We start from the raw sequence: 26211 nt of genomic DNA, 5'->3' as shown, positions 1-26211 counted from the left end.
TCACGCCGGGCAGGCGCGCCGGCCTCATGCCACGCGCTGCGCTTCGCCGCGCGCGGCGGCCGTCCGGCGCGGCGCCACGTACGGCCACGCCGGCCGCCGCAGCCCCAGGTGCTCGCGCAGCGTGCGCCCTTCGTACTCCGTGCGGAACAGGCCGCGGCGGCGCAGTTCGGGCAGCACCAGCTCGATGAAGTCGCGCAGGCCGCCCGGGAAATACGGCGCCATGATGTTGAAGCCGTCCGCGCCGCCCTCCTCGAACCATTGCTGCAGCTGGTCCGCGATGCCGGCCGGCGTGCCGACCACCTGCTGGTGGCCGCGCGCGCCCGCGATGTGCAGATACAGCTGGCGGATCGACAGCCGGTCGCGCCGCGCGGCCTCCACCAGCAGGTGCTGGCGGCTCTTGGGGCCGTTGGTCTCGGGCAGTTCGGGAATGGGCCCGTCCACGTCCAGGCCGGACAGGTCCACGCCGCCCAGCACCGTGGACAGCAGCGCCAGGCCCACCACCGGATCGACCAGCGACTGCAACTGCCCGAACTTCTCGTCCGCCTCGGCCTGCGTTCGCCCCACCACCGGAAAGATGCCCGGCATGATCTTCACGTCGTCCGGATGCCGGCCGTACGCGGGCAACCGGCCCTTGATGTCGGCGTAGAATTCGCGCGCCTCGTCGAAGGTCTGGTGCGCCACGAAGATCACCTCGGCCGTGCGCGCGGCCAGTTCGCGGCCCGCGGGCGAGGCGCCCGCCTGCACCACCACGGGATGCCCCTGCGGCGAACGCCCGACATTCAGCGGGCCGCGCACCTGGAAGTGCTCGCCCTGGTGCGCCAGTACGTGCAGCTTCTGCGGGTCCAGGTGGATGCCGCTGGCCTTGTCGCGCGGAAAGCTGTCGTCCTCCCACGAATCCCACAGGCCGCGCACCACGTCATGGAACTCCGCGGCGCGCGCATAGCGTTGCGCGTGGTTGGGCAAGGCGTCCAGGTTGAAATTCTGCGCCTCGGCCGTGCTGCTGGAGGTCACCAGATTCCAGCCGGCGCGGCCGCCCGAGATCTGGTCCAGCGAGGCGAACTTGCGCGCCACGTTGTAGGGCTCGTGGAACGAGGTGGACACCGTGGCGATCAGGCCGATGCGCTCGGTCACGGCCGCCAGCGCCGACAGCAGCGTCAGCGGCTCGAAGAACGCCGCGCGGGACGTGCGCGCCAGCGAATCCAGGTCCGTGCTGCGCACGCCCGAGGAATCGGCCAGGAACACCGCATCGAACCTGGCGGCCTCGGCCAGCTGGGCCAGTTCCACGAAATGGCGGAAGTTGGTGCCGGCGTCGGCCTGCGCGTCCGGATGGCGCCAGCCTGCGATGTGATGGCCGGTCTGCATCAGGAAGGCGCCCAGGCTGAACTGGCGTCGGGATTGGGTCATGGTCATCCTTTGTGCGCGGGAGGAATCGGCAGCCCCAGGTGCTCGCGCAGGGTGCTGCCTTCGTAGTCGGTGCGGAACAGGCCGCGTTTCTGCAGGATCGGCACGACGCCGTCCACGAAGTCCTGCAGCCCGCCGGGCAGCAGGCTGGGCATCAGGTTGAAGCCGTCGGCCGCGCCGCCCCGGAACCAGTGCGCGATGTCGTCGGCGATCTGCTCGGGCGTGCCGACGATCTCGCGATGCCCGCCGCCGCCGGCCAGCTCGGCCAGCAATTCGCGCAGCGTGTAGCCGTGCAGCCGCGAGCGCGCCAGGATGGCGCGGAAGAACGTGTGCCCGCCGTTGCCGCCGTTGGGCAGCGGCAGGTCCTGAGGCAGGGGTTTGTCCAGGTCCAGCAGGTCGTGCGGCACCCCCAGTCGTCCGGCCAGGCGCTTGAGCGCATGCTCGGGCGGCACCAGTTCGATCAATTCGCGGTGCTTGCGGCGCGCCTCTTCCTCGGTGCCGCCGACGAAGGTGCCCAGGCCCGGGAACACCTTGATGCCGTCCGGGTCGCGGCCCAGCGCCTGCGCGGCGCGCTTGAGGCCCCGCGCGTAGGAAACCGCCTCGTCGAAGGACTGCGACGCCGAGAACACCGCCTCGGCGTGGCGCGCGGCCAGCGCCTGCCCGTCGGCCGAGCCGCCCGCCTGCAGGAGCACCGGATGGCCCTGCGGCGAGCGCGGCTGGTTCAGCACCCCGTGCACGCGGAAGAACTCGCCCTCGTGCGCCACGGGATGCAGCCGAGCGGTGTCGACGAAGCGTCCGGAGACCGGGTCGGCGATCAGCGCATCGTCCTGCCAGCTGTTCCACAGCCCCTTGACGACTTCGGTGAACTCGCCGGCGCGGCGATAGCGCGTGGCATGGTCGGGGACGGCCTGCTGGCCGAAGCTGAGCGCCGAGGCCTGGTCCGCGGTGGTCACCACGTTCCAGCCGGCCCGGCCGCCGCTGATCAGGTCCAGCGACGCGAAGCGCCGCGCGATGTTGTAGGGCTCGTTGTAGCTGGTGGATGCCGTGGCGATCAGCCCCAGCCGCGAAGTCGCCATGGCCACCGCCGTCAGGATCAGCGTGGGCTCCAGCGCGGTGATGGGGCCCGTGGCCAGGCCGTCCGTTGCGACCGAGTCGGCCAGGAAGATGGCGTCGAGCTTGCCGGCTTCCGCCACGCGGGCCACGCGCACGTAGTGCTGCACGTCCACGAAGCCCAGCGGATCGTTCTCCGGCACGCGCCAGGCCGAGGGCGCGAAGCCCTGCAGCCAGGCGTTGACGTTCAGGTGCAATCGGCGGGGAGCGGCGGCGGCCATCGGGTCACCGCACCAACGTGGCCTGCACCGGCACGATGAAGCCCTTGTAGTTGTCGGTGATGTACCGCGCCACCTCGGGGCCCGTCAGGTACTGCGCCAGCAGGCGCACGCGCGGGTCGTCCACCAGCTCCTGCCGCGTGGTCAGCACGTTGGCGTACGGGTTGTTCGCCTTGTCCTCCAGCGACAGCGCCGATTGCGGATCGACGTCGTTGGTCAGCGCGATGTCGCCGTTGATGAAGGACGCCTCGACGTCGGGCAGCGACTTGGCGCGCAGCCGCGTCTCGGTGGGCACGAAGCGGAACTTGCGGGGATTGGCGACGATGCTCTTCTCGTCGATCGCCACGGCCGCCGCCGAGCCGTCCGACTTGCCGTGGGCCAGCTGGATCAGGTCTTCGTTCTGCAGGATGAAGAGCGCGCGCGGCAGGTTGGTCTGCTCGTTGGGCACGAGGAACGCGGCGCCGTCGGGAATGTCCTTCACCGACCTGTATTTGGCCGAGTACAGGCCGAACACGTTGACCAGCACCGTGGCCACGTTCACCAGCTTGCCGCGGGCCTCGGGATGCGCGGCGATCCACGAATCGAAGTACGGCCGGTGCTGGGTCAGGTTGGCCTCGACATCGCCCTTGAACAGCAGCACGTTCGAGTCCAGCCCCTGGCTGCTCTCGATCACCTTCAGCTTCAGGCCGCGGCCGTCCTTGTCGGCCAGCTTCTGCACGAAGCGCAGCACGTCGCCCTGCGGCGTGGGGGTGGCATAGATGCGCAGCGGCTCGCCGGGCACGGCAGCGCCCTGCGCGGCCATGCCGTTGCCGGCGGCCAGCAGGCCCAGCGCGCAGGCGGCAGCCAGTACGAATTGCCTTTTGCGGCGGTCGGGGGCATGCGGCATGATGACTTCCTTTTCTCTGGACTATCGGGGGATGGAACCGTGGAAGGACGCGGCCGGCCGCTCAGCGCTTGTGGCGCCGCAGGCGGACCCAGGCATCGCCCGTGATCTGGATGAACTGCACGATGGCCACCATCGCCACGACGGCGATCACGATCAGTTCGGTGAACCAGCGCTGGTAGCCGAAGGTCATGGCGAAGTCGCCCACGCCGCCCGCGCCGATGGCGCCGGCCACGGCCGTGCCCTCCACCAGGCCCACCAGGATGATCGTGGCCGAGCCGATGATTCCGGACAGCGACTCCGGCAGCAGGATGCGGAAGATGAACTGCGGTGTGGTCACGCCGATGGCGCGCGCGGCGTCGATGCGGCCCTGGTCCAGTTCGCGCAGGTTGGCCTCGATCAGCCGCGAGAAGAACGGCGTGAAGCCGATGGTCAGCGGCACCAGCGCCGCGGCGGATCCCAGCGGCGTGCCCACCACCAGCCGCGTCACGGGAATCAGGATCACGATGAGGATGATGAAAGGAATCGAGCGGCCCGTGTTCACCACCGTGTTCACCGCGTGGTACAGCACCGGCCGGGGCCGCCACGAGCCGGGCGCGCTCAGGTACAGCAGCAGCCCGATCGCGATGCCCAGCGCGATCACCAGCACGCCGGCCAGCGAGGTCATGTACAGCGTCTGTCCCAGCGCTTCCCAGAAGTCGGGCAGGTATTGCGTCCAGTCGCGCTTGCCCATCACGCCACCTTGCCCAGCACGATGCTTTTCTCGCGCAGGATGGACGACAGCGCCTCGCGCGCGTTCGCGGCCTTGCCGCGCAGGTCGAAGTCCACCTTGAAGCGCGCGGCCTCGACGCCGCCCAGGCGTTCCACGCCGCCGGAGACCACCGACGCGGTCACGTCCAGCCGCCGCGCGGCCTCGGAGAAAAAAGTGCTCTGCTCGCGCACGTCGGCCAGGATCACGTCGTAGCGTACCCAGCCCTCGCGCGGCGCGTGGCCCAGGTCGGGCGCGGGCAGCAGCTGCCGGCCCAGGTACGAATCGGCATCGTGCAGCAGGTCGCGCACGCGTCCCGTCTCCACGGTCCTGCCGTGCTGGATCAGCGTGACCGAGTCGGCCGCATGGCGCACCACGTCCCACGAGTGCGTGATCAGCACGATGGTCAGGCCCAGTTGCTGCTTCAGCGTCAGCAGCAGGTCGAGGATGACCGTCGTGGTCTCGGAGTCCAGCGCGCTGGTGGCCTCGTCGCACAGCAGCACCTGCGCGTCCGACACCAGTGCGCGGGCGATGCCCACGCGTTGCTTCTGCCCGCCCGACAGTTGCGAGGGATAGGCGCCTTCCTTGCCCGCCAGGCCCACCAGGTCGACCAGGGCCTGGGCCTTCCTGCGGCGCACCTGGCGCGGCACGCCACGCACCGCCAGCGGAAATTCGACGTTCTCCAGCACCGTCTTGCCATGGAACAGGTTGAAGTGCTGGAAGATCGTGGCCACCTGGCTCAGGTACTGCCGCGCCGCGTGCCCCCTCAGGCCATCGATCCTGGTGCCGTGGAACCGGATCGATCCGCGGGTGGGCGTCTCCAGCAGGTTCAGCAGGCGCAGCAGCGTGCTCTTGCCCGCGCCGGACGTGCCCACGATGCCGAAGAACGCGCCCTCGGGAATGCCCAGCGACACGTCGTTCAAGGCATGCACGGTTTCGCCGGCGCGCGAGAACGTCTTCGATACGTTCTCCAGTCTGAAGATGGAACTCATCGGCACCGCGTCGCTCACCGGCGGAACGGACGATGGAAAATGCGTTGGGGAGCGGTGCCGCGGCGCTTGCCGCCGGCCATGTCGATCGGGATATTCATATGTCAGGAATCTTGGTTCTTCTGGGGGTATTCATTGAATTTTTTTGATTATTGGCGCGAAGGCCATCGTCCCCAAACGAATAAATTCCCATATTGATATCGCACGCGCACGCCCCGTTCCTGACGGAATAACGTTAGCGGGAAACGGTCTTTTCCTTTGCGTGCGCGCGGCGGTAGGCGCGCGTTGATCCGCCGGGGCTGCCCGGCGTCATCGAGGGCCTGTTCAACGCCAGCCTGGACGGCAACACGCGCCGCGCCTGCAGGCGTGGCGTCCGCCTACGCGTCGGCGCGTTCGGAAATCTCGATCAGGTTCAGGTCCGGATCTCGCAGGTAGATCGAGCGGATCGGATAGTTCGCGCCGGTGCGCCGCACCGGGCCTTCGATGATGGCCGCGCCGCGCGCCTTCAGCGTCTCGATCACCGCGTCCAGCGGCTCGGAAGCAATGAAGCACAGGTCCAGCGCGCCCGGCACCGGCAGGTGCGCCTTGGGCTCGAACTCCGCGCCCTTCACGTGCAGGTTGATCTTCTGGGAGCCGAACTTGAAGGCCTTGCGGCCCTGGCCGAACGTCTCCAGCGTCATGCCCAGCAGGCCCACGTAGAAATCGATGCAGGCCTGCTCGTCGGCGGTGGTCAGGACCAGGTGGTCGAGATGGTCGATCATGCAAAGCGTCCTCGCGATGGTGAAACGGCGGGGCCAGTATGCCGCATCCGCATCGCGGCCCGGGCGTGCCCCGGCGCGCTCACGCCGCGCGCTGCGCCCTCTCCTCGATCAGCCGGCGGATCTTCATGGCGTCGGCCTGCTCGACGGGGTGATAGACCAGCATGGCCAGGTCGGGCCGGCCATCCACCGCGAAGGACGAGTACTCCAGCGCGATCGTGCCCAACACCGGATGGCGCAGCCGCTTGATGCCCTCGCCGAAGCTGCGCACGTCGTTGTCCCGCCACATCGCGGCGAACTCGGCGCTGTCGCGGCACAGCTCGTCCACCAGCGGCTGCACCGTCTGCGCCGCCCCGGCGCGCGCCGCGTCGCCGCGAAACACGCCCACCACGAAACGCGCCACCGCCTCCCAATCGAAGTTCAGTTCGCGTGAGCGCGGATTCAGGAATATCTGGCGCAGCACGTTGCGGCGATCCGGCGGCAGCGTGGCATAGTCGGTCAGCACCACCGCGGCCGCGGCGTTCCAGGCGACGACGTCCCAGGTGGCCGTGCGCACCATCGCCGGGCAGGCGCCCATGGCATCCAGCACGCGCTGCAGGCGCGGCGTGACGCCTTCGGCGGGCCGGTACCGCACCTCCGGCGGCCGTCCCAGTCCCAGCAGGAACAGGTGTTCGCGCTCCACCTCGGTCAGCATCAGGGCCTGCGCGATGCGGTCCAGCACCGGCGCCGACGGCGGGCCGCCGCGCCCCTGCTCCAGCCAGCTGTACCACGTGGGACTGATGTTGGCGCGCTGCGCCACCTCTTCGCGCCGCAAGCCCGGCGTGCGCCGCCTGCCGGCCGGATAGCCCAGCGCCGCGGGATCGAGGCGGGCGCGGCGCTCGCGCAGATAGGCGCCGAGCGCGGAATCGTTGGCCATGCGCGCATCCTGTTGAACGTTATACCTGGATAATCTCCACACTTTAACAGGATGACAAAGACCGCCACACTGCCCCTGCACACGGAAACAGGACGTGCATATGCGTGTATTCGTCACGGGCGCCACGGGCTGGGTCGGCTCGCGGGTCGTCCAGGAATTGCTGGCGCACGGTCATCAGGTGCTTGGGCTGGCGCGGACGCCGGACAAGGCGGCGCAACTGTCGCGGGCAGGCGCGCAGGTGCTGCAGGCCACGCTGGACGACCTGGAGCGCCTGGCAGAGGCGGCCGGCCGCTGCGACGCCGTCATCCACACGGCCTTCAACCACGACTTTTCGAAGTTCGCCGAGAACGCCATGCAGGACCAGCGCGCCATCGAGGCCCTGGGGCAGGCGTTGGCCGGCACGGACAAGCCCTTGCTGGCGACGTCGGGCCTGGCACGGCTGGCGCCCGGCCGCGTGGCCACCGAAGCCGACCTGCCCGCGGACGCGCCCGGCTATCCCCGGCGCTCCGAGGCCGCCGCCATCGCACTGGCGCGGCGCGGCATCCGCGCGGCCACGGTGCGGCTGGCGCCCTCCGTGCATGGCGTCGGCGACCACGGCTTCATTCCGATCCTGGTCCGCCTGGCGCGCCAGACGGGCGTGTCGGCCTATGTCGGCGACGGCAGCAACCGCTGGCCGGCGGTGCACGTGGCGGATGCCGGCACGCTGTACCGCCTGGCATTGGAAAGCGGCGTCACGGCGTCCGTCTACCATGCGATCGCGGAAGAAGGCATCGCCATGCACGACATTGCCCAGGCCATCGGCCGGCGGCTGGGCCTGCCCGTGGCGCCGCGCGGCCGCGAGCACTTCGGCTGGTTCGCCGACTTCGCCGGCGCCGACATGCCCGCGTCCAGCGCGGGCACGCGCACGGCGCTGGGATGGCAGCCTCGGGGGCCCACGCTGTTGGCGGATCTCGCCCAGCCCGACTATTGCGAGGCCTGAGAATGCCGGACGCGGCAGGGCCCGGGCCGGGGGCTCGCCCGCTTCTGGTCCCGCGGTCGCCGCATATCCGGACGGCCACGAGGCGGGCCGCCCGTGGCAGACGGCCGTGCACCGGGCAGCCCGCCGCTACCCGTGCTCCCGCGCCCTATCTTTCGCGCCGCCATACGATGTGGACCTGGCTGCCCTCCGGCCGCTGGAAGCGCTCTGTCATGCGGTCGCCCTGCACGACCAGTTGCAGCTCCTTGCGGGTCCGCGCGCTGCCCACCCAATTGGGAAAGGTCGACCCGGTCACGCGGTTGCCGCTGAATTCACCGTCGGCATCCACTGTGTAGGTGCCGAAGAAGCCGATGCCGCCCGCCATCGCGGCCCGGTTTTCCTCGTCCGTGCCCTGGCCGCGGGCGTCCTTTGCGAACCTGGGAACCGCGGCGTCGGTCAGCACCTCGACGAAATGCCCGTCCTGCGTGAAGACCAGCAGCCCGTTGGGCGCGGCGCCGTACGCGGGCCGCGTCCTGCCGTCCTGCTCGATTTCGGCGGACACCATCCGCCAGGTGCCCAGCACCTTGTTCGGCGCCTGGGCCCAGGCCGTGGCGGACAGCATTGTCGCCGCCGCGGCAAGCGCGGCAGCGCGGCGTGCGGTCATGGTCATGATCGGATCTCCTCGTCGCCAGTTCGCCATGATCGGACCTACGGCATCACCGACAACGCAACGTCCTTCTGCGACTCCACCGCCCGCAAACGCTGCGCCAGCGCCTTGCGGATCGACTCGTACGCGGACTGCCCCAGGGCCAGCCGCAGCGGCGGATTCGGTGCATCCATTGCCGGAATCATCGCGTCGACCGTCTTGCCCGCGTCGCCGAATGGCCCGAAATCGCCGTCCGCCAAGGCCCGCCGCACCGCGCCCGAGGGCGTGTCCGCATAGCAGGCCATGGGCTCAGCCTGGTCCAGGTTCGTGCCGAAGCTGGTATGCGTCGGGCCGGGCTCGACGATGAGGAAGTCGATGCCGAACGGCCCCACCTCCTGCGCCACCGCCTCGACGAAGCCTTCGATGCCCCATTTTGTGGCGTGGTACAGGCTGAAATCGGGATACGCGATCTGGCCGCCCTCGGACGACACCTGCACGATGCGCCCGCCGCCCTGCGCGCGCAGATGCGGCAGGACCGCGCGGATCAACTGGATCGAGCCCGTCAGGTTGGTGGCGATCTGGCGGTCGATCTGCTGGTCCGACAGTTCCTCGGCCGCGCCGAACAGCCCATACGCCGCGTTGCTGACCACCACGTCGATGCGGCCCATCGCCTGGAAGGCCTCGCCGACGCGGGCGCGGATCGCCTGCGTGTCGGTCACGTCCAGCTTCAGAACGCGCAGGCGGTCGCCGTGGCGGGATTGCAGATCGTCCAGCGCCCCATCGCGCCGCGCCGTGGCCACGACGCGGTCGCCGCGCGCCAGCAGGCGTTCCGCCAGCAACCTGCCCAGGCCCGCCGAGGCGCCCGTGATGAACCATGTCTTGCTCATGTCAGCTCCTTTTTCGTCAGTGCATGCAGGCATGGTAGCCATCGGCCATTGGCTCCGGAAGACGGTATATTCGGCATGAAGTGGTGAATGAAACGAACCAATCGGAACGAGCCCATGAAGACGCCCACGCTGGCCGACCTGAATGCCTTCGTCGCGGTGGCCGCGCACCGCAGCTTCCGCCGCGCCGCCGACGTGATGGGCGTGTCCCATTCCGCGCTCAGCCATGCCATGCGCGGCCTGGAGGCCGGATTGGGCGTACGCCTGCTGAACCGAACCACGCGCAGCGTGTCGCTGACGCAGGATGGCGAAAGCCTGTTGGCTCGCCTGGCGCCCATCCTGGACGACCTGGATGGGGCCCTGGCCGAGGCCAGGGCCGCGGCAGGCCAGCCCGGCGGCGTGGTGCGGATCAACGGCAGCGAAGGCGCCATCCGCCTGCTGCTGCAGACAGTCGTGCCGACCCTGCGATCACGGTATCCGCGCGTGGAACTGGACCTGTCCGCCGAGGGACAACTGGTCGACATCGTGGAGCGCGGCTTCGACGCCGGCATCCGCCTGGGTGAAGCCGTGCCCCGGGACATGGTGGCCGTGCGGCTGGGTCCGGAACTGCGCTTTCTCGCGGTGGCCGCGCCGCGCTATCTCAAGCGCGCGCCCGCGCCGCGCACGCCCGATGACCTGCATCGGCACCAGTGCATCCGCCAGCGCCTGCCCAGCGGCAAGCGGTATCGTTGGGAGTTCAGGAAGCGCGGCCACGAGGTGGCCATCGACGTGCCCGGCACGCTGACGCTGGACAACAGCCAGTTGATGGTCGAGGCGGCGGCCGACGGGCTGGGCATTGCCTACGTGCCCGAACCGTACGCCGCGCCCTATCTGAAATCCAGGAAGCTGGCGACGGTGCTCGAGGACTGGTGTCCGCCGATTCCGGGCCTGTTCCTGTACTTTCCCGCGAACCGGCACGTGCCGCCGGGCCTGCGGGCGCTGATCGACGTGGTCAAGGAGACGTCGCGCGACATGGCGTGAATCGCCGCGTTCCCGACCCAATGGAGTCGCGTCCGGCCCCCTCCCGCCGGGGGCCGGACGTCGCCGTGGCCCGCCGGCCCGGCCCGGCCCGTCGGACGCACGGGCACGCCGCATGCGGCGCATCGCGCCGAATGCCGCGCCCGCACGGCGCCCTACCCCAGGAGCCACACCATGTTCAGCCACGTCACCGTCGGCACGACGGACCTGCAGCGCTCGGAACGTTTCTACGATGCCATCCTGTTCCCGCTGGGCCTGGTGCGCCGCGCGGGCAAGCCGGATGGCAAGCAGGGATTCGCCTGCTGGGTCGACCCCGACAAGGCATTGCCGCGCTTCTACGTCTACGAGCCCTTTGACGGCGAGCCGGGCACCGCGGGCAATGGAAGCATGGTCGCCTTCCTGGCGTCCTCGCAGGCCCTCGTCGACCAGGCCTACCAGGCAGGCATGCAGGCGGGCGGCAGCGACGAAGGCGCGCCCGGCGAACGGCCGCATTATGCGCCGGGGTACTACGGCGCCTACCTGCGCGATCCGGACGGCAACAAGGTGCACATCGTGTTCCGCGGCGACATGGGCTGACGGCGGCGCCCCTGCCAATGGGCGCACGGCGCCGGCCCGACCGCTCAGATCGCCCAGCCCAGCCTGCGCTCCACCGCCATCGGGCCGCTGCCGCGCACCGCCATGTACAGCGCCAGGAACGCCATCAGCACCGGATATTCGATGCCGCGGTCGATCCAGGGCCACGTCGGCCCCAGGGCGTAGCTGATGGCGGCCATCTCGGCCACGATCAGCAGCGCCACCAGGCGCGTCCACAGCCCGACGGCCAGCATGACGGCGCCCACGCTTTCCAGCAGCATCACCAAAAAGGCCAACTGCGGCGCGAACGGCAGGCCCATGACGTTCTGGATCAGGTTGATGGAGCCCGCCATCGGATCGGCCATCGAGCCGTGCGAAGCGCCCATCAGCTTGGGCAGCCCGTGGGTCAGCATGATGAGGCCGAATGCCGCGCGCAGCAGCGCGTAGAAGTACGGTTCCGCGCGCGCGCAGACGGCCGCCAGCGCGGGAAACAGCGACCGGTCGTGGCCGGCGGGCCCGTTCTGGGCAACGGAGGCGGTGCGGGTTCGGGTAGTTTCCATCTCGGTAGTCCTTGAAGTGGATGTGCGGCGAGGCACGGGAAATTGCCGGATCGAAGCACAGCTGAAGACGTGAAAAGCCAGGAAGCCGGCGGGGCCGCGGCGACCACCGCCGCGTGGATCAATGCGCCGCGCCTTGCCGCAGGCGCTTCTGCCATGCATGCGCCAGGCAGGCCGCCACCGCGCCCAGTGCCGCCGCCGTGCCCAGCATCCCGAAGGTCGACAGCGAGGGCGGCTGGTGCGAGGCGAAGTACGCCACCAGGCCCAGGAAGAAGCCCAGCAGGTTGTTGAACACCGGCGCGCGCGCCAGGGACAGCGCGATGACGGTGATGGCGAAGACCACTGCCGTGATCGCGTAGCTGCCCAGCAGCGGCGTCAATGCGGCCGTGGCGTGTGCCGCGCCGATGCCCAGCAGCAGGCCGATCAGCACGCACGCCAGATTGACGCTGCCCTGCCGCAGGTCCAGCCCGCGGGTGAAGAACGAGATCCACCCGACGAACATGGCCCACACCGGCACTTCCAGCGCCATCACGCTCAGCGTGGCGGCCGACGAGGCGATGACCGACTCGCCCACCACGATCTTCAGGAACCGGGCGTCAGCGGCCATTGGAGGCTCCTTCGGACATCGCGACGCGGCGCGGCGACAGAAGATCGGCCAGCCCGATGCGGCGCAGGAACTCGGCGCGCACGCGGTCCGCGACCGCGTTGACCACTTCGCAGCCGTCGTCCGACGGATCGACGTGCACGCGGAATGGGCGGGTCCCGTGGGCACGATCGACGATGTCGACCATCGCCTGCGCCACAGTGGCCACGTCGGCGTCTTCCGGTTCGCAGCCGGCCAGGCCCGCCAGGATTTCCTCTTCGAAGCCCGCGTAGGCCTGCTGCGCATAGGCCCGCTGGCGCTCGGTGTCGGCGGGACGGCCGCTGTGGGCGAAATGGTTGGTGCCCTTGGTGAAGGCGCCGGGCACCAGGATGCTGGTCTCGACGCCCCAGCGGGCCAGCTCGCCGGCATAGCTGACGGCCAGCGCGTCCATCGCCGCCTTGGCCGCGAAGTACGGCCCCAGGTACGGTGGCGTGCCGCCGCGATGGCTGCTGCTGCCGACCCACAGCACCAGGCCCCGCCCCTGTTCGCGCAGGTGCGGCAGGGCCGCGCGATTGACGCGCTGCGTGCCCAGCACGTTCACGTCGTACAGCTGGGCCAGCTGCTCGGGCGTGAAGGCCTCGGACGGACCGAACACCATGTGCCCGGCGTTGTGCACCAGCACGTCGATGCGCCCGTGCAGCGCGATGACCTGCCGCACGGCCTCTTGCGCCGACGCGTCGGACTGTACGTCCAGCTCGACCGCGTGCAGCGCGACCCGGTGCCGGGCGGCATGGACCTGCAGGGCCTCGACCTGCGGGGCATTGCGCCCCTGCGTATCGCGCATGCCGGCATGCACCACGTGGCCGGCCGCCGCCAGGGCGCGCGCGCCCAGCGCGCCGAATCCGCTGGACGCGCCGGTGATCAGGATGATCTGGCTCATGGAAGTCTCCTGGTGAAGGGGCGGACCGCGCTCAGGCGAAGCCGCCGTTGGCCCGCAGCACCTGCGCATTGACCCAGCCGCCGTCCGGCCCCACCAGGAACGACACCGTCCCGGCGATGTCCTCGGGCTGGCCCAGTCGTTCCAGCGGCGGGACCTTGCCCAGCTGGGCGATCTGCTCCTCGGACTTGCCTTCCAGGAACAACTCGGTCGCCACCGGGCCCGGCGCCACGGCATTGACGGTGACGTTGCGGCCGCGCAGCTCGTTGGCCAGCACGCGCACCAGCCCTTCCACGCCGGCCTTGGCGGCGATGTAGGGGCCGTACTGCGGGAACGACTTGGCGATCACGCTGGTCGTCAGCGCCACGATGCGGCCGCCGCCGCGCACGTGCTGGGCCGCGTGCGCAAGCACCAGGAAGGCGCCGCGCAAGTTGGTCTGCACCACCCGGTCGAAGATCTCGAGGCTTTCCGGCGCGATGGGCGCCAGCGGCATCACGCCCGCGCTGTGCACGACCGCGTCCACGCCGCCGAACGCATCGCGCGCCGCGTTGAACAGGTGCTCGACCTGCTCGGCCTGCGCCACGTCCGCCTGCACGGCGATCGCCTCGCCGCCGGCGCGCTGGATCTCGGCGACGACCTCCTGCGCCAGCTTGGTGTTGCCCGCGTAGTTCACGACGACCTTGTAGCCGTCGGCCGCCAGACGCAGCGCGATGGCGCGGCCGATGCCCCGGGACGCGCCGGTGACGATGGCGGTCGAGGCGGGAGAGGATGAATGCTTGGAATTCATGGTGGTTTCCTCGAAACGGATGGGGTTGCAGGGAAGCGATCGGGTGGCCGCGGCGCCCGCGGTTCCCACAAGCGCTGCCATGAAGCTATGATGCGCGTTGACAAGATATGGATAAATGCCAACAAATTGCCTTGTTAATTCAACCAGCATCAACAATAAGAAATGCCATGGACCGTCTGGACGCATTGCATCTTTTCACCCGCATCGTGGAACTGGGCAGCTTCACCGAGGCCGCCAACGTGCTGGACATCCCGCGCGCCACCGCCACGCATGCCATCAAGGCGCTGGAAAAGCGGCTGGGCGCCCGCCTGCTGGACCGCACCACGCGCCAGGTCACGCCCACGCTGGACGGCCAGGCCTTCTACGAACGCAGCAAGCGCGTGCTGGCCGAACTGGAGGATGCCGAGACGTCGTTGAGCACGCAGGTCGCCAACCCGCATGGCACGCTGCGGCTGGACCTGCACGGGGTGCACGCCACGGTGATCATCCTGCCGCGCATCATGGAGTTCCGCGAACGCTATCCAAAGATCGACGTGGTGATCAGCAGCGGCGACCGCCTGGTGGATCTGGTCAAGGAGGGCATCGACTGCGTCGTGCGCGCGGGGCAGCCGCGCGACTCGTCGCTGGTGGTGCGCAAGCTGGCGGACATGCCCGAGATCATCTGCGCCAGTCCCGACTACCTGGCGCGGCACGGCACGCCCCGCCATCCGGCCGAACTGGCCGGGCACCAGGGCATCGGCTTCTTCTCGCGCGGCAACGACAACCGCTATCCGTTTTCCGTCATCGTGGACGGGGCGGTCGCGGAGTTTCCCAGCAACGGCTGGATGTCGGTCAGCGACGCCGAGTGCTATACCAGCGCCGCCCTGGCCGGCTGCGGGCTGATCCAGGTGCCGCGCTTCCGCCTGGAAGAGCACCTGCAGGCCGGCCGCCTGGTGCAGGTGCTGGCCGACTGGCAATGCCCCTCGCTGCCGGTGTGCGCGCTCTACCCGTTCCACCGCCAGCTGTCGCCGCGCGTGCGCGTGTTCATCGACTGGGCACGGGGGCTATATGCCGAGCGTTTCGGCGCGCTGCAGGAGCACGCCGAAGAGCCATCTACATCCGGTGCGCGAGCAGCGAACTGACGAACAGCGCCGCCAGGTACGCGCCCATTCCGATGTGCAGGGCGAACACCGCGTTCGAGATCGCCCTGAGCCGCGCATAGTCGGGGAACCTTGCCGCGATCTCGGGCGGCGGCACGGGATGCCGGTACAGATACCGCGCGAATCCGTACCGGCACTTGGGCAGGTCGAAGACGAAGTACAGGTCGGAAATGAAGCCCGTGCGGTCCAGCAGCGCCGGCTGCTCGCGGAAATAGTCCAGCAGCCCGGACAGCGCCGATTGCGCGTAGAGGGCGGCGACCACGAAGATCACCCCCAGCCCGATGGCGCCATAGCCCAGGTAGCCCAGTATTTCCATGCTTCAATCCGCGCCGGGCAGCGGTTGCAGCCGGCGGGCCAGTGACAGCGCGTTGGGGACCGCCTCGCCGCGGGCCGTATTGTCGAAGATGCACCAGGCATCCCTGCCCTGCGCAAGCGCCTCGCGCAGCCGCGCCGCGACGGCCGCGATGAATGCCTCGTCGTAGGCGGAATAGTAGATCTCGGGCGCGCCGTGCAGGCGGGCGTAGAGCATGCCGGCGCCGCCGACGTCGCCGATGCCGGCAACCGGCGCGGGATGCGCCTGCACGCAGGCGATGCCCGCGCCCTCCAGCAACGCAGCCCCGCCCGGCGTGAACCAGCTGGCATGGCGGGGTTCGCACGCGATGGGCGCCTGCGTGTGCCGGCGCATCAGGTCGAAGAACGCCGCGGCCTCGCCCGCGTCCAGCGCCAGGCTGGGCGGCAGTTGCACCAGCACGCAGCCCAGCTTGCCCTCCAGCGCGGCCACCTGCTCGAAGAACTCGCGCACGGGCTGCTCGCATTGCCGCAGCCGCAGCTCGTGCGTGACCGTGCGCGACAACTTCACGCTGAAGCGGAACGCGTCCGGCACGCCGGCGGCCCAGCGCGCATAGGTCTTGGGCTGGTGCGGGCGATAGAAGGACGAGTTGATCTCCACGCAGGAGAACACCTGCGCGTACCGTTCGAGATGACTGCCCTGCGCCGGAAAGGCTTCAGCCACCTTGGACGACAGCGACCAGCCCGCGCAACCCACGCGCGGCCTGGCCAGGGAAGAATGAGCGCCTGCCGGATTCATGTCAGCAGGGTAACACCGCCGGTCGCTCGAAGACGGCGGCGCACTCGTCCGCCCCGCCTCGACCCGCATGGACCAGGATGCGAAAACAATGTACGTACATAGATGGAGATAAGTGATATCGTAATGTCCGGACGTTGACCAAAGATCAGCGCCGCCATCCACCAAAGGAGACTGAGCATGCGCAGACTGTTTGCGGCCGTGCTGCTGGGCGCGAGCCTGGGCACGACGGCCGCCCTGGCCGCCTATCCCGACCGGGGCGTGAAGATCGTGGTGCCCTACCCGGCCGGACAGACCACCGACGTCATTGCCCGGGTGGTCGGGCAGGAACTGGGCGAGGCCATGGGCCAGGCCTTCTTCGTCGACAACCGCGGCGGCGCGGGCGGCATCATCGGCATGGAGACGGCCAAGCGCGCCGACCCCGACGGCTACACGCTGCTGATGAGCGCCAGCGGCCCCATCGCCATCAACCCGGGCCTCTACAGCAAGCTGCCCTACGACGCCCAGAAGGACTACGAGCCCGTGGCGCTGGTGGCGATGGTGCCGCTGTTCCTGGTGGTGCGGTCGGACTTCCCCGCCAACTCGGTGCCCGAGCTGCTGGACTACGTGCGCAAGCGCCCAGGCAAACTGAACTACGGCTCGGGCGGCAGCGGGCTGACCAACCACCTGACGATGGAGATGTTCAAGAGCCAGGCCAAGCTGGAGATGACCCACGTGCCGTACCGCGGCGCCTCGGCCGCGCTGACCGGACTGATCGCCGGCGACGTCGCCATGATGTTCGAGGCGGGCCCGGCCATCATGCCGCACGTGAAGGCCGGCACGCTGAAGGTGCTGGGCGTGGGCGGCCGCGAACCCGCGCGCGCGTTCCCGCAGGCCAGGCCGGTGGCCGACCAGGGCGTGCCGGGTTTCGAGGCCCAGGCCTGGATCGCCCTGATGGCGCCGGCGGGCACGCCGGCGGCGGTGCTCGAGCAGCTCAACGCCGCGACCCGCAAGGCGCTGGCGCGCCCCGACCTGCAGGACAAGCTTGCCCAGCAAGGTGCCGAGACCGTGTCCATCGGCCGGGAGGAAGCCCGCCAGTTCATCGCGCGCGAGATCGGCGTCTGGGGACAGGCGGTCAAGACCTCCGGCGCGCGGGTCGATTGATCCCCTACTTCTGGAGCAGCAAGGCATGAATCAACTGGATATGCACGGCAAGCGCGTGGTGGTCACCGGCGGCGCGGCGGGCCTGGGCCTGGCAATCGCCCGGCGCGTCGCCGCATCGGGCGCGCGGCCCGTGCTGTGGGACCGCGACGCGTCGGCGCTGCAGGCGGCCGCCCGCGAACTGGCCGGCGCATCGGGCGTGCAGGTCGACGTGGCCGACGCGGCCAGCGTGCGCGCGGCCATGGCCGCCACGCAGGACGGCGGCGCCGTCGACGCGCTGATCAACTGCGCGGGCATCACAGGGCCGAACGCCCCGGTCATGGACTATCCGGAAGCCGCCTGGCGGCAGGTGCTGGACGTGAACCTGACCGGTACGTTCCTGTGCTGCCAGGCCGTCCTGCCGCAGATGCGCGAACGGGGCAGCGGCCGCATCGTCAACATCGCGTCGGTGGCGGGCAAGGAAGGCAACCCCAACGCCGCCGCCTACAGCGCCAGCAAGGCCGGCGTGATCGCGCTGACCAAGTCCCTGGGCAAGGAGCTGGCCGGCACGGACATCCGCGTGAACTGCGTGACGCCGGCCGCGGTGAAGACGGCGATCTTCGACCAGATGACGCCGCAGCACATCGACTACATGCTGTCGCGCATCCCCATGGGCCGCTTCGGCCTGCCGGAGGAAGTGGCGGCCATGGTGGCCTGGCTGTGCACCGAGGACTGCTCGTTCTCGACCGGCGCGGTGTTCGACCTGTCGGGCGGGCGGTCGACGTACTGACCAGGGCGAAGGAAACGCGGCGCCGGATCTTTCCGGCGCCGCGTATTTTCATGCCTGCGCTCGATCGCCCCTACCGTGCGCGCAGCTCTGGATACGGCCCGTCGATCAGGTCGTACCGCGACTGCACCAGCTCGCGCACCACGCGCCGGCTGAGCTTGCCCTGCGGATTGCGCGGCAGCGCCTGCACCGGAATGTACGCGCGTGGATGCTTGTAGCGCGCCAGGCCTTCCACCTTGCGCCGCGCCGCGGCGATCCATTCGCCCGTGACGCGTTCCGCCACCGCGACGATCACCTCGCCCCAGTAGTCCGACGGCAGCGCGACCACGCAGATCTCGCCGCAGCCCGGCGTGCCCGCCAGCGCCGCCTCGATCTCGTCCGGATAGACCTTGTAGCCGCCGCTCTTGATCACGTCGGCCATGCGGCCCAGCAGCCAGAGCCGGCCCTGCTCGTCGATGCGTCCCAGGTCGCCCGTGCGATGCCAGCCGTCGGCGTCCGGGCCGTGGAAGCCCTTGTCGTCCACATGGCCGATGTACATATGCCGCGAACGCAGCTCGATCTCGCCCTGCGGGTTGATGCGCAGCTGCACACCGGGCGCGGGCCAGCCCAGGCAGGCGCCCTCGCCGCCGCCCGCGGCAAAGCAGGCCTCCGTGGCCTCGGGGTCCAGCACCGTGATGGGATTGACGTTCTCGCTCTTGCCGTACGTGACGCGCACGCGCGGGCCGAACAGCGCGCGCGCCTTGGCGTACAGGCTGGGCGTGAGCGTCTGCGTGCCCGTGAACACGCAGCGCAGGCCCGGGAAATGCTCGCCCTCGAACGCCGCGGCCAGCTTGGCCAGCACCGTGGGCGGCGCGAACACCGCGTCCAGCGTGCCAGCGCGCAGCTCGCGCCCGGCGGCCTCCACGTCCACGCCGTTCAGCAGCACGGCGGTGCCGCCGTAGTCCATCCACGCGCGCGCCTGCATCGAGGCCCCGTGCACGTACGGCGTCATCAGCAACACGCGCGAGCCCGGCCCTGGCGTGAAGGGCAGCACGGCCCGCAGCATCACCGCGGCCAGCCAGCGCCGGCCCTGGTCGTAGACCAGGGCCTTGGGCTTGCCCGTGGTGCCCGACGAGAAGATGATGCGCCCCCAGGCGTCGGCCGGGACGGCCGGCAGCACGGGCGGCGCGTCCAGCGGCGCGATGTCCTCGCACAGGATGAGGCGCGCGCTCAGCCCGCGCACCGTCTCGGCATGCGCGCGGTCCGTGATGATGTGGCTCATGGGCGTCAGCTGCTGGCTCCAGCGGATCTCCTCGCGCGTGTAGACCGCGTTCAGGTGCACCAGGCACACGCCGCTGACCGTGGCGCCGTAGTCGGCCCAGACCGCCGTTCGTCCGTTGGGCAGATAGATGCCCACGCAGCCGCCCTGCCGCGCGCCGTCCGCCAGCAACGCCTGCGCCAGCGCGTGCGCGCGCGCGTTCAGTTCCGCGTAGCCCAGCGTCCCCTGCCCGTCATCGACCGCCACGCCTTGCGGAAAGCGGCGGGCCAGTGTGTGCAGTTCCAGGGACCACGGGATGGTTTCGGTGCCGCGCATCGTGTCAGCTCCGGAACAGCGCGCGCACGTCGTCGATCTGCGCCAGGCTGGCCAGCCGGTCGTACAGGGCGCCGCCCGCCGGCAGCGCCGCCGCGCCCTCGCCCGCCTGGCGCCGCCAGATGGCGTGGCAATCGTCGAACTTGGCGCGCAGGTCGGCCTCGGCCAGCGGCAGGTGCGCATGGCCGCGCGGATAGCGGATCTCGCCCGAACGCAGCACCCGTCCATCGCGCAGCGCGATCTCCACCGTGTCGTGCAGCGAGAAGGCCGAGTCCTCGGGATCGGCCCCCTCGATGATCCCGACCGCCACCTTGCCGTACAGCGCGCGCATGGCCGGCTCGTTGACGAAGGCGTCGTCCAGCTCGGCCAGGCCCACCTTGCGTCGCACCAGCGCCGCGGCCACGGCGAACTGGGCGCTGAACTTGGCCTCCAGCGCCGTGACGGGTTCGGCGTTGCGCAGCATGGAGGCCTGTGGCCGTCCGATGCCTATCGTGACGCGTTCCACCTGCGCGGCATCCAGGCCGGATTCGCGCGCCAGGTCGATCACCGCGTCGATGACGCGGTGCCCGGAATAGCAGACGGGATACTTCTTGATCGACAGCCCGGTGGCCAGGATGCGCGGCTCGCCCGGCACGTACGGGCGCTCGCGGTCGGCCTGCCCGCGCGGCGACAGCGCCGCCAGGAAACCCGCATGGTGCTCCAGCGCGTCGGCCGCCGCCGTCAGGCCCAGGCCGGCCAGCGTCACCGCCTCGAAGGCCAGCGCGGCGACGCGGCCCGAATGCAGCGGCTTGGTCATGGTGCCGAAGTTGGCGACCAGGCCGCTGGCCAGGCTGGCGCCGATGGCCAGCGCGCGCGCGGCCTGCTCCCGCGTATGGCCGCGCAGGTGCGACAGCGCGGCCGTGGCCGCCACGGTGCCGAACACCGCCGTCGGATGCCAGCCCTTGATGTGGTACGGATCGGGCTCGCGCGCGACCAGCTCGGCCCACACCTCGTAGCCCACCACGTAGGCGCGCAGGCAGTCCGCGCCCGAGGCGCCCTGAGCATGGCCCTGCGCCAGGATGGCGGGCGTCAGCGCGGTGCTGGGATGGCCCGACAGCGCCACGTCGTCGTAGTCCAGCGCATGGCTGGCCACGCCGTTGACGAAGGCGGCCAGCGCCGGCGGCAACGCGTCGCCGCCGAACCACAGCGGCGCGCCCTGCGCGGCCGGGCCGGTGCCGCAGAGGCCGCGCGCATAGTCCAGCGCGATGCGGGTGACGCCTTCGTCGCGCGCGGCCAGCGCCACCGCGATGGTGTCCGTCATGCCCATGCGGGCAATGGCATTGGCCTGCGCGTCGTCCTGCGGCCCGGCCGCGATGTAGGCGGCCAGCGCCTGGGTAAGTCCGGTCATGGTGAGTCTCCTTGTCGAGAGGGCCAGAGGCCTAGAACGAACGCGGCATGCCCAGGATGTGCTGGCCGATGTAGGAAAGGATCAGGTTGGTCGAGATCGGCGCGATCTGCAGCAGCCGGGTCTCGCGCCACTTGCGCTCCACGTCGTACTCGCGCGCGAAGCCGAAGCCGCCATGCGTCTGCAGGCAGGCCTCGGCGGCATGCCACGCGGCTTCCGAGGCCAGCATCTTGCCCATGTTGGCCTCGTCGCCGCACGGCAGGCCGGCCTGGAACAGCGCGGCCGCCTTGCGCAGCAGCAGGTCTGCCGCCTGAGTCTCGGCGTAGGCGCGCGCGATGGGAAACTGGATGCCCTGGTTCTGCCCGATGGGCCGGTTGAAGACCTGCCGCTCGCTGGCGTAAGCCACCGACGTGCGGGTGAACCAGCGCGCGTCGCCGATGGCTTCCGACGACACCAGGATGCGTTCGGCGTTCATGCCGTCCAGGATGTAGCGGAATCCCTTGCCTTCCTCGCCGATCAGGCTGTCGGCCGGGATGCGCAGGTTGTCGAAGAACACCTCGGTGGTGTTGTGGTTGATCATGGCGGCCAGCGGCCGGATCTCCATGCCGCGGCCCAGCGCCGCGCGGATGTCCACCAGGAACACCGACAGGCCGTCGCTCTTCTTCTGCACCTCGTCGTACGGCGTGGTGCGCGCCAGCAGCAGCATCAGGTCGGACTGCAGGGCGCGCGACGTCCATACCTTCTGGCCGTTGATCACGTAGCTGTCGCCGTCGCGCACGGCGCGGGTCTTCAGGCGCGTGGTGTCGGTGCCGCTGGTGGGCTCGGTCACGCCGAAGGCCTGCAGGCGCAGCTCGCCGCGCGCGATGGCCGGCAGGTAGCGCGCCTTCTGTTCGGCGCTGCCATGGCGCAGCACGGTGCCCATGGTGTACATCTGCGCGTGGCACGCGCCGGCGTTGCAGCCGGCGGCGTGGATCTCTTCCAGGATGACCGCCGCGGCGCGCAGCGGCATGCCGCTGCCCTCGTACTCCTCGGGGATCAGCGCGGCCAGGAAGCCCGATTCCGTCAGCGCGGCGACGAATTCGTCGGGATAGCGCTCCTCGGCTTCCAGGCGGCGCCAGTACTCGCCGGGAAAGCGCTCGCAGATGCGCCGCACGCTGTCGCGCACGTCGGGAAAGTCTTCGCCCAGGGGCATGGTCAGCTCGTCCTGACCGCTATGCGTAATCGTGTCCATGCAGGTGTCCGGTGTTTGGGATGGGAGGAATCAGGCGGCCACGGCCTCGTGCGCCGGCACGAAACCGCGCGGCAGGCCGGCGCGCGCCAGGCCGCCGTACAGCGGCGTGTCCGGCAGCACGCGCTGCAGCACCTGGCGCACCTCCAGCAGCGCGTTCAGGTCGATGCCCGTGTCCACGCCCATCGATTCCAGCATGTAGGCCGCGTCTTCCATCACGATGTTGCCGGTGGCGCCGGGCGCGAAGGGGCAGCCGCCCAGGCCGCCCAGCGATGCGTCGAAGGCGCGCACGCCGCAGTCGAGCGCCGCCAGCAGATTGGCCAGGCCCGTGCCGCGCGTGTCGTGGAAGTGCGCCGCCACCGGCAGCGAGCCGACCTCGGCCAGCACCGCCTTGAAGACGCGGCGCACCAGCGCGGGATTGGCGTAGCCCACCGTGTCGGGAATGATCAGCTCGTCGGCGCCCGCCTCGGCCAGCGCCACCGCGTAGCGCACCACCTCGTCCACCGGTACGTCGCCCTCGTAGGAACATCCCAGCGCCGTGGCCAGGCCGCCGCACAGCTCGGGCCGCTGGCCCTCGGGCCGCGCGCGCACCTGCTCGGCGATGTTGCGGAAGTCGGCCAGCGAGTCCTCGCGGCTGCGGCGCACGTTCTTCATGTTGTGGGTCGCGCTGACCGACATCACGAAATTGATCTTGTGCACGCCCAGCTCCAGGCCGCGTTGCGCGCCGCGCAGATTGGGCACCAGCGCGGCCACCGTCAGGCCGGGGATGCGCATCGATTCGGTGGTGACGGCCTCCGCGTCCACGAACTGCGGCAGCAGCTTGGGCGGCACGTAGGACGTGACCTCGATCTCGCCCACGCCCGCGGCGGCCTCGCGGCGGATCCATTCCAGCTTGTCGGCGGTCTCGAAGAAAGTGGCCACGCTCTGCAGGCCGTCGCGCAGGCCCACCTCGCGCAGGATGACGTCTCTTGCCATGATGTTCTCCTCTGTATGCTTCAGCGGCCCGTGAAGACCGGCTTGCGTTTCTCGTTGAAGGCCAGCACGCCTTCGCGGCGGTCGTCGGTATCGACCAGATGGTTGTAGGCCTCGATCTCGAAGCGGAACGCCGTACGAAGCTCCATCTGGCCGCCGTAGCGCACCGACTTCTTGATCTGCCGCACCGACAGCGGCGCGTTGCCGGCGATCACGCCGGCCGTGGCCAGCGCCGCCGGCAATACCTCGGCCGGCTCGTGCAGCGCGTTGGCCAGGCCCCATTCCAATGCCTGCGCGGCCTCGAACGGACGGCCGGTCATCAGGATCTCCTTGGCGCGGCGCTCGCCCAGCGCGCGCGGCAGGTTCTGCGTACCGCCGGCGCCAGGCATGATGCCCAGCGTCACCTCGGTCAGCGCGAAGCGCGCCTGGCGGCTGGCATAGACGAAATCGCAGGACAGCGCCATCTCCAGCCCGCCCGCGTAGGCATGGCCGTTGACCGCGCCGATGACGGGCAGCGGCAGATCGACCAGCGTCCAGTACATGCGCTCGAACAGCTCGTGCTGGCGCTGCCAGGTCTCGCGGCTCATGCCGTTGCGTTCCTTCAGGTCGCCGCCGGCGCAGAAGATGCGGTCTCCAGCGCCCGTCAGCACCACGCAGCGCGCGGCGCCGGCGTCCTCGGTGAGGCGGTTCCACAGGTCCAGCAGGTCGCGGCCCATCTGGGTGTTCAGGGCATTGCCCACCTGCGGGCGGTTCAGCGTCACCAGCAGCACGTGCTCGTCGGCCATGCGCGTGGTGATGGTGTCGTACTCGGGCAGCGTCATGCCAGTTTCTCCGTCTTGTCGGCCGGGGCGGCGTATGCGCCCAGCAGGGCCTTGGTGTGCTCGCCCAGCGCCGGCGGACGCGAGCGGGGTTGCGGCCGCTGCCCGTCGAAGCTCAGGGGCAGGCCGATGAAATCCATTTCAGTGCCGGGCACGCGCTGCACCAGGCCCAGGGCCTCGGTCTGCGGATGCGCCAGCATCTGGTTCATGTCGTTGACCGGCGCGCACGGCAGGCCCGCGGCCTCGAGCTGCTCCAGCCAGAAACCGGTGGGCCGCTGCGCGAAGATGGCGTCCAGCATGCCGTACAGCTCGGCCGCATGCTGCACGCGGGTGGGGTTGTCGACGAATCGCGGATCGTCGGCCCACTCGGGACGGCCGACCGCGCGGGCCAGGCTGCGGAACAGCCCATTGTTGCCAGCGGCCACCACGATCTCGCCGTCGGCCGTGGCGTAGCCCTTGTACGGCACGATGCTGGCGGTGCCGGACCCGAAGCGCGGCGGCGCCTCGCCCGTCACCAGCACCTGCGAGGCGATCAGCGACACCCAGGTGGTGGCGGTCTCGAACAGCGACACGTCCACCACGCGCCCGGCCCCGGTGGCCTCGCGTTGCCACAGCGCGGCAAGCACGCCCACCACCGCCCACATGCCCGTGCCCATGTCGACGATGGACGCGCCCACCCGCACGGAAGGCCGGCCGGCCTCGCCCGTGGTGCTCATGATGCCGCCGAAGGCCTGCATCAGCGGGTCGTAGCCCGGATGGCTGCGCAGCGGCCCCACGCGCCCGAAGGCGCCCATGTTGCAGTAGACCAGCGACGGCTTGAGCGCCAGCAGCGCCGCGCCGTCCAGGCCCAGCGCGTCGACCTGGCCGGGCCGCAGGTTCTGCAGCACCACGTCGGCGCGCTCGACGATCAGGCTCTTCAGGGCGGCTGCCTGCGCCGGGTCGCGCAGGTCGCAGACCACCGACTGCTTGTTGCGGTTCAGCGCCTGGAACAGCGTCGCCGCCCCCTCCTGGAACGGCGGGCCCCAGGCGCGCGCGGCGTCGCCATCGTGCTTCTCGATCTTGATGACCGTGGCGCCCAGTTCGCCGAGTATCTGCCCGGCGAAAGGCGCGGCTACGCTATGCCCCAGTTCGATCACCACCAGCCCCTCGAATGGGCGGCTGGCGGCCGCGACCCGGGCGGTATCGCTGCTGTCCTGCATGGATGTGTCTCCGTCCAATGCGCCCGTGGCCGGGCGTCGAAACGTTTATATTCAATGTACGTACATTCACCACTTTACATCTTATTCAAATGTACGTACATTGCCTTCGACAACTTTTTTTGCAAAGACAACGTGCCCAGCATGCCCAAGAATGACGGCAAGCCCGCGTCCAAGCCCACGCGTGCCACGCCGCGCAGCAAGACCCAGCCTCGCTATGCGTGGCTGCACCAGAGCCTGCTGAACGACATCGTGTCGGGCAAGTACCCCGTGGGGTCGCTGCTGCCCACCGAGGCCCAGCTCAGCGCCACCTACGGCGTCAGCCGCCATACCGTGCGCGAGGCCACCCGCCGGCTGGTCGACACCGGCATGATCGTGCGCTACCCCAGCATCGGCACCGTGGTGACCGCGGCACAGCCGGGCGCCACCCAGCCCAGCTACGTGGCGGGCCTGGGCACGATGAAGGACATCCTGGCGTATACCGATCACACCCGGCTCGAGGTCTTCGGCGAAACCGTCGCCGTGGCCGACGACGCCATGGCCGAGTCGCTGCGCTGCGAAGCCGGCTCCAAGTGGCTGGTGCTGCACACCAACCGCAAGCTGGTGGAGAACAATCGCGTCATCTCGTACACGCGCGTCTACATGCGCCCCGAGTTCGAGAGCATCAAGAAGAAACTGCATGGCAATCATCCCAGCATCTACAAGATGCTGCAGGACGACTATGGTCAGGAGATCCACCGGATCCGCCAGCAGATAGAGGCCACGCTGATGCCTGAGAACGCCCTGTTCCAGCTCGGCCTGGAAAGCGGCAGCCCCGCCCTGCGGATGCTGCGCGCGTATTTCAACCCCCAGGGCCGTCTGCTGACGGTCTCTGAAAACTTCTATATCGCCGATCGCTTCAAGCTGCAAACCGAATGGGAACGTGGAGAGGAGCCATGATCTGATCCCCCGA

At 69.9% G+C, this 26211-nt stretch carries 28 protein-coding genes; 7 read left to right on the top strand and 21 right to left on the bottom strand.

Going from position 1 to position 26211, the window contains the following annotated elements; translation table 11 throughout:
* Positions 1–24: 24 nt before the first annotated feature.
* The 7 genes from FS845_RS10275 to FS845_RS10245 form a co-directional block, all read right to left on the bottom strand.
* Entirely contained in the window at positions 25–1404 is a 1380-nt protein-coding gene (locus FS845_RS10275) for an LLM class flavin-dependent oxidoreductase (RefSeq protein WP_144633920.1), read from the bottom strand.
* A gap of 2 nt (positions 1405–1406) precedes the next feature.
* Positions 1407–2732, bottom strand: a complete 1326-nt coding sequence (locus tag FS845_RS10270) for an LLM class flavin-dependent oxidoreductase (protein WP_144633917.1) — start codon at positions 2730–2732, stop codon at positions 1407–1409.
* A gap of 4 nt (positions 2733–2736) precedes the next feature.
* Positions 2737–3615 (bottom strand): MetQ/NlpA family ABC transporter substrate-binding protein, encoded by an 879-nt coding sequence (locus tag FS845_RS10265; protein ID WP_144633914.1) that lies wholly within the window; start codon positions 3613–3615, stop codon positions 2737–2739.
* 61 nt (positions 3616–3676) lie between these two features.
* A complete protein-coding gene (locus FS845_RS10260) occupies positions 3677–4345 on the bottom strand; it encodes a methionine ABC transporter permease (protein ID WP_144633911.1) in 669 nt (222 codons plus the stop codon).
* Complete coding sequence (locus tag FS845_RS26480; RefSeq protein ID WP_186332227.1) at positions 4345–5352, bottom strand: methionine ABC transporter ATP-binding protein; 1008 nt, start codon at positions 5350–5352, stop codon at positions 4345–4347. Before FS845_RS26480 ends, FS845_RS10260 begins: the two co-directional genes overlap by 1 nt.
* Positions 5353–5726: 374 nt before the next feature.
* Positions 5727–6110, bottom strand: coding sequence for a VOC family protein (locus tag FS845_RS10250; RefSeq protein WP_144633908.1), 384 nt, complete (start codon positions 6108–6110; stop codon positions 5727–5729).
* Between the two features lie 79 nt (positions 6111–6189).
* Entirely contained in the window at positions 6190–7023 is an 834-nt protein-coding gene (locus FS845_RS10245) for a helix-turn-helix transcriptional regulator (RefSeq protein ID WP_144633905.1), read from the bottom strand.
* A 100-nt stretch (positions 7024–7123) separates the two neighbouring features.
* Here FS845_RS10245 and FS845_RS10240 point away from each other — a divergent pair, with 100 nt between their 5' ends.
* Positions 7124–8002, top strand: a complete 879-nt coding sequence (locus FS845_RS10240) for an SDR family oxidoreductase (protein WP_144634581.1) — start codon at positions 7124–7126, stop codon at positions 8000–8002.
* 145 nt (positions 8003–8147) lie between these two features.
* Here FS845_RS10240 and FS845_RS10235 read toward each other — a convergent pair whose 3' ends face one another.
* Positions 8148–8648 carry a lipocalin-like domain-containing protein gene (locus FS845_RS10235; protein WP_222129980.1) on the bottom strand — a complete coding sequence of 167 codons (501 nt, stop codon included), beginning with the start codon at positions 8646–8648 and terminating at the stop codon, positions 8148–8150.
* 38 nt (positions 8649–8686) lie between these two features.
* Positions 8687–9511, bottom strand: a complete 825-nt coding sequence (locus FS845_RS10230) for an SDR family oxidoreductase (protein ID WP_144633902.1) — start codon at positions 9509–9511, stop codon at positions 8687–8689.
* Positions 9512–9598: 87 nt separating this feature from the next.
* Between FS845_RS10230 and FS845_RS10225 the strand changes: the two genes are divergently transcribed.
* Both FS845_RS10225 and FS845_RS10220 read left to right on the top strand, forming a co-directional pair.
* Positions 9599–10528: a LysR family transcriptional regulator gene (locus FS845_RS10225; RefSeq protein WP_260986231.1), complete on the top strand. Its 930-nt coding sequence runs from the start codon at positions 9599–9601 to the stop codon at positions 10526–10528.
* Between the two features lie 171 nt (positions 10529–10699).
* Positions 10700–11101: a VOC family protein gene (locus tag FS845_RS10220; protein WP_144633899.1), complete on the top strand. Its 402-nt coding sequence runs from the start codon at positions 10700–10702 to the stop codon at positions 11099–11101.
* Between the two features lie 44 nt (positions 11102–11145).
* On the opposite strand, the gene FS845_RS10215 is transcribed toward FS845_RS10220, so the two are convergent.
* From FS845_RS10215 to FS845_RS10200, 4 genes are all read right to left on the bottom strand, one after another.
* On the bottom strand, positions 11146–11658 hold the full coding sequence (locus FS845_RS10215; RefSeq protein WP_144633896.1) for a DoxX family protein: 513 nt from the start codon (positions 11656–11658) through the stop codon (positions 11146–11148).
* Between the two features lie 118 nt (positions 11659–11776).
* Complete coding sequence (locus tag FS845_RS10210) at positions 11777–12262, bottom strand: DUF1097 domain-containing protein (protein ID WP_144633893.1); 486 nt, start codon at positions 12260–12262, stop codon at positions 11777–11779.
* On the bottom strand, positions 12252–13178 hold the full coding sequence (locus tag FS845_RS10205; protein ID WP_144633890.1) for an SDR family NAD(P)-dependent oxidoreductase: 927 nt from the start codon (positions 13176–13178) through the stop codon (positions 12252–12254). The genes FS845_RS10210 and FS845_RS10205 overlap by 11 nt, the downstream gene beginning before the upstream one ends.
* A gap of 31 nt (positions 13179–13209) precedes the next feature.
* Complete coding sequence (locus FS845_RS10200) at positions 13210–13962, bottom strand: SDR family oxidoreductase (protein ID WP_144633887.1); 753 nt, start codon at positions 13960–13962, stop codon at positions 13210–13212.
* Between the two features lie 167 nt (positions 13963–14129).
* Between FS845_RS10200 and FS845_RS10195 the strand changes: the two genes are divergently transcribed.
* A complete protein-coding gene (locus FS845_RS10195) occupies positions 14130–15083 on the top strand; it encodes a LysR family transcriptional regulator (RefSeq protein ID WP_144633884.1) in 954 nt (317 codons plus the stop codon).
* Here the strand turns inward: FS845_RS10195 and FS845_RS10190 are convergent.
* Together FS845_RS10190 and FS845_RS10185 are read right to left on the bottom strand one after the other, a co-directional pair.
* A complete protein-coding gene (locus FS845_RS10190; protein WP_144633880.1) occupies positions 15055–15417 on the bottom strand; it encodes a hypothetical protein in 363 nt (120 codons plus the stop codon). The genes FS845_RS10195 and FS845_RS10190 overlap by 29 nt on opposite strands.
* Positions 15418–15420: 3 nt before the next feature.
* On the bottom strand, positions 15421–16188 hold the full coding sequence (locus FS845_RS10185; protein ID WP_144633877.1) for a DUF72 domain-containing protein: 768 nt from the start codon (positions 16186–16188) through the stop codon (positions 15421–15423).
* A 177-nt stretch (positions 16189–16365) separates the two neighbouring features.
* Here FS845_RS10185 and FS845_RS10180 point away from each other — a divergent pair, with 177 nt between their 5' ends.
* On the top strand, positions 16366–17328 hold the full coding sequence (locus FS845_RS10180; protein WP_144633874.1) for a Bug family tripartite tricarboxylate transporter substrate binding protein: 963 nt from the start codon (positions 16366–16368) through the stop codon (positions 17326–17328).
* 25 nt (positions 17329–17353) lie between these two features.
* A complete protein-coding gene (locus FS845_RS10175) occupies positions 17354–18094 on the top strand; it encodes an SDR family NAD(P)-dependent oxidoreductase (protein ID WP_144633871.1) in 741 nt (246 codons plus the stop codon).
* A gap of 70 nt (positions 18095–18164) precedes the next feature.
* On the opposite strand, the gene FS845_RS10170 is transcribed toward FS845_RS10175, so the two are convergent.
* From FS845_RS10170 to FS845_RS10145, 6 genes are read right to left on the bottom strand one after another with little or no spacing between them, the layout of a single operon-like run.
* A complete protein-coding gene (locus tag FS845_RS10170; protein ID WP_144633868.1) occupies positions 18165–19664 on the bottom strand; it encodes a class I adenylate-forming enzyme family protein in 1500 nt (499 codons plus the stop codon).
* Positions 19665–19668: 4 nt separating this feature from the next.
* Positions 19669–21048, bottom strand: a complete 1380-nt coding sequence (locus tag FS845_RS10165; protein WP_144633865.1) for an MmgE/PrpD family protein — start codon at positions 21046–21048, stop codon at positions 19669–19671.
* A 31-nt stretch (positions 21049–21079) separates the two neighbouring features.
* Entirely contained in the window at positions 21080–22276 is a 1197-nt protein-coding gene (locus tag FS845_RS10160; protein ID WP_144633862.1) for an acyl-CoA dehydrogenase family protein, read from the bottom strand.
* A gap of 30 nt (positions 22277–22306) precedes the next feature.
* Positions 22307–23248, bottom strand: a complete 942-nt coding sequence (locus tag FS845_RS10155) for a hydroxymethylglutaryl-CoA lyase (RefSeq protein WP_144633859.1) — start codon at positions 23246–23248, stop codon at positions 22307–22309.
* A 20-nt stretch (positions 23249–23268) separates the two neighbouring features.
* Positions 23269–24066 (bottom strand): enoyl-CoA hydratase/isomerase family protein, encoded by a 798-nt coding sequence (locus tag FS845_RS10150; protein ID WP_144633856.1) that lies wholly within the window; start codon positions 24064–24066, stop codon positions 23269–23271.
* A complete protein-coding gene (locus FS845_RS10145; protein WP_144633853.1) occupies positions 24063–25262 on the bottom strand; it encodes a CaiB/BaiF CoA transferase family protein in 1200 nt (399 codons plus the stop codon). Before FS845_RS10145 ends, FS845_RS10150 begins: the two co-directional genes overlap by 4 nt.
* 141 nt (positions 25263–25403) lie before the next feature.
* Between FS845_RS10145 and FS845_RS10140 the strand changes: the two genes are divergently transcribed.
* A complete protein-coding gene (locus tag FS845_RS10140; protein WP_186332226.1) occupies positions 25404–26198 on the top strand; it encodes a GntR family transcriptional regulator in 795 nt (264 codons plus the stop codon).
* Positions 26199–26211 lie beyond the last annotated feature (13 nt).

Origin of the sequence: Bordetella genomosp. 13, assembly GCF_007679965.1 — a bacterium.
GTDB lineage: Bacteria > Pseudomonadota > Gammaproteobacteria > Burkholderiales > Burkholderiaceae_B > Bordetella.
The sequence above is the reverse complement of the archived record's forward strand: the minus strand, read 5'-3'. Positions and strand labels throughout refer to the sequence as shown.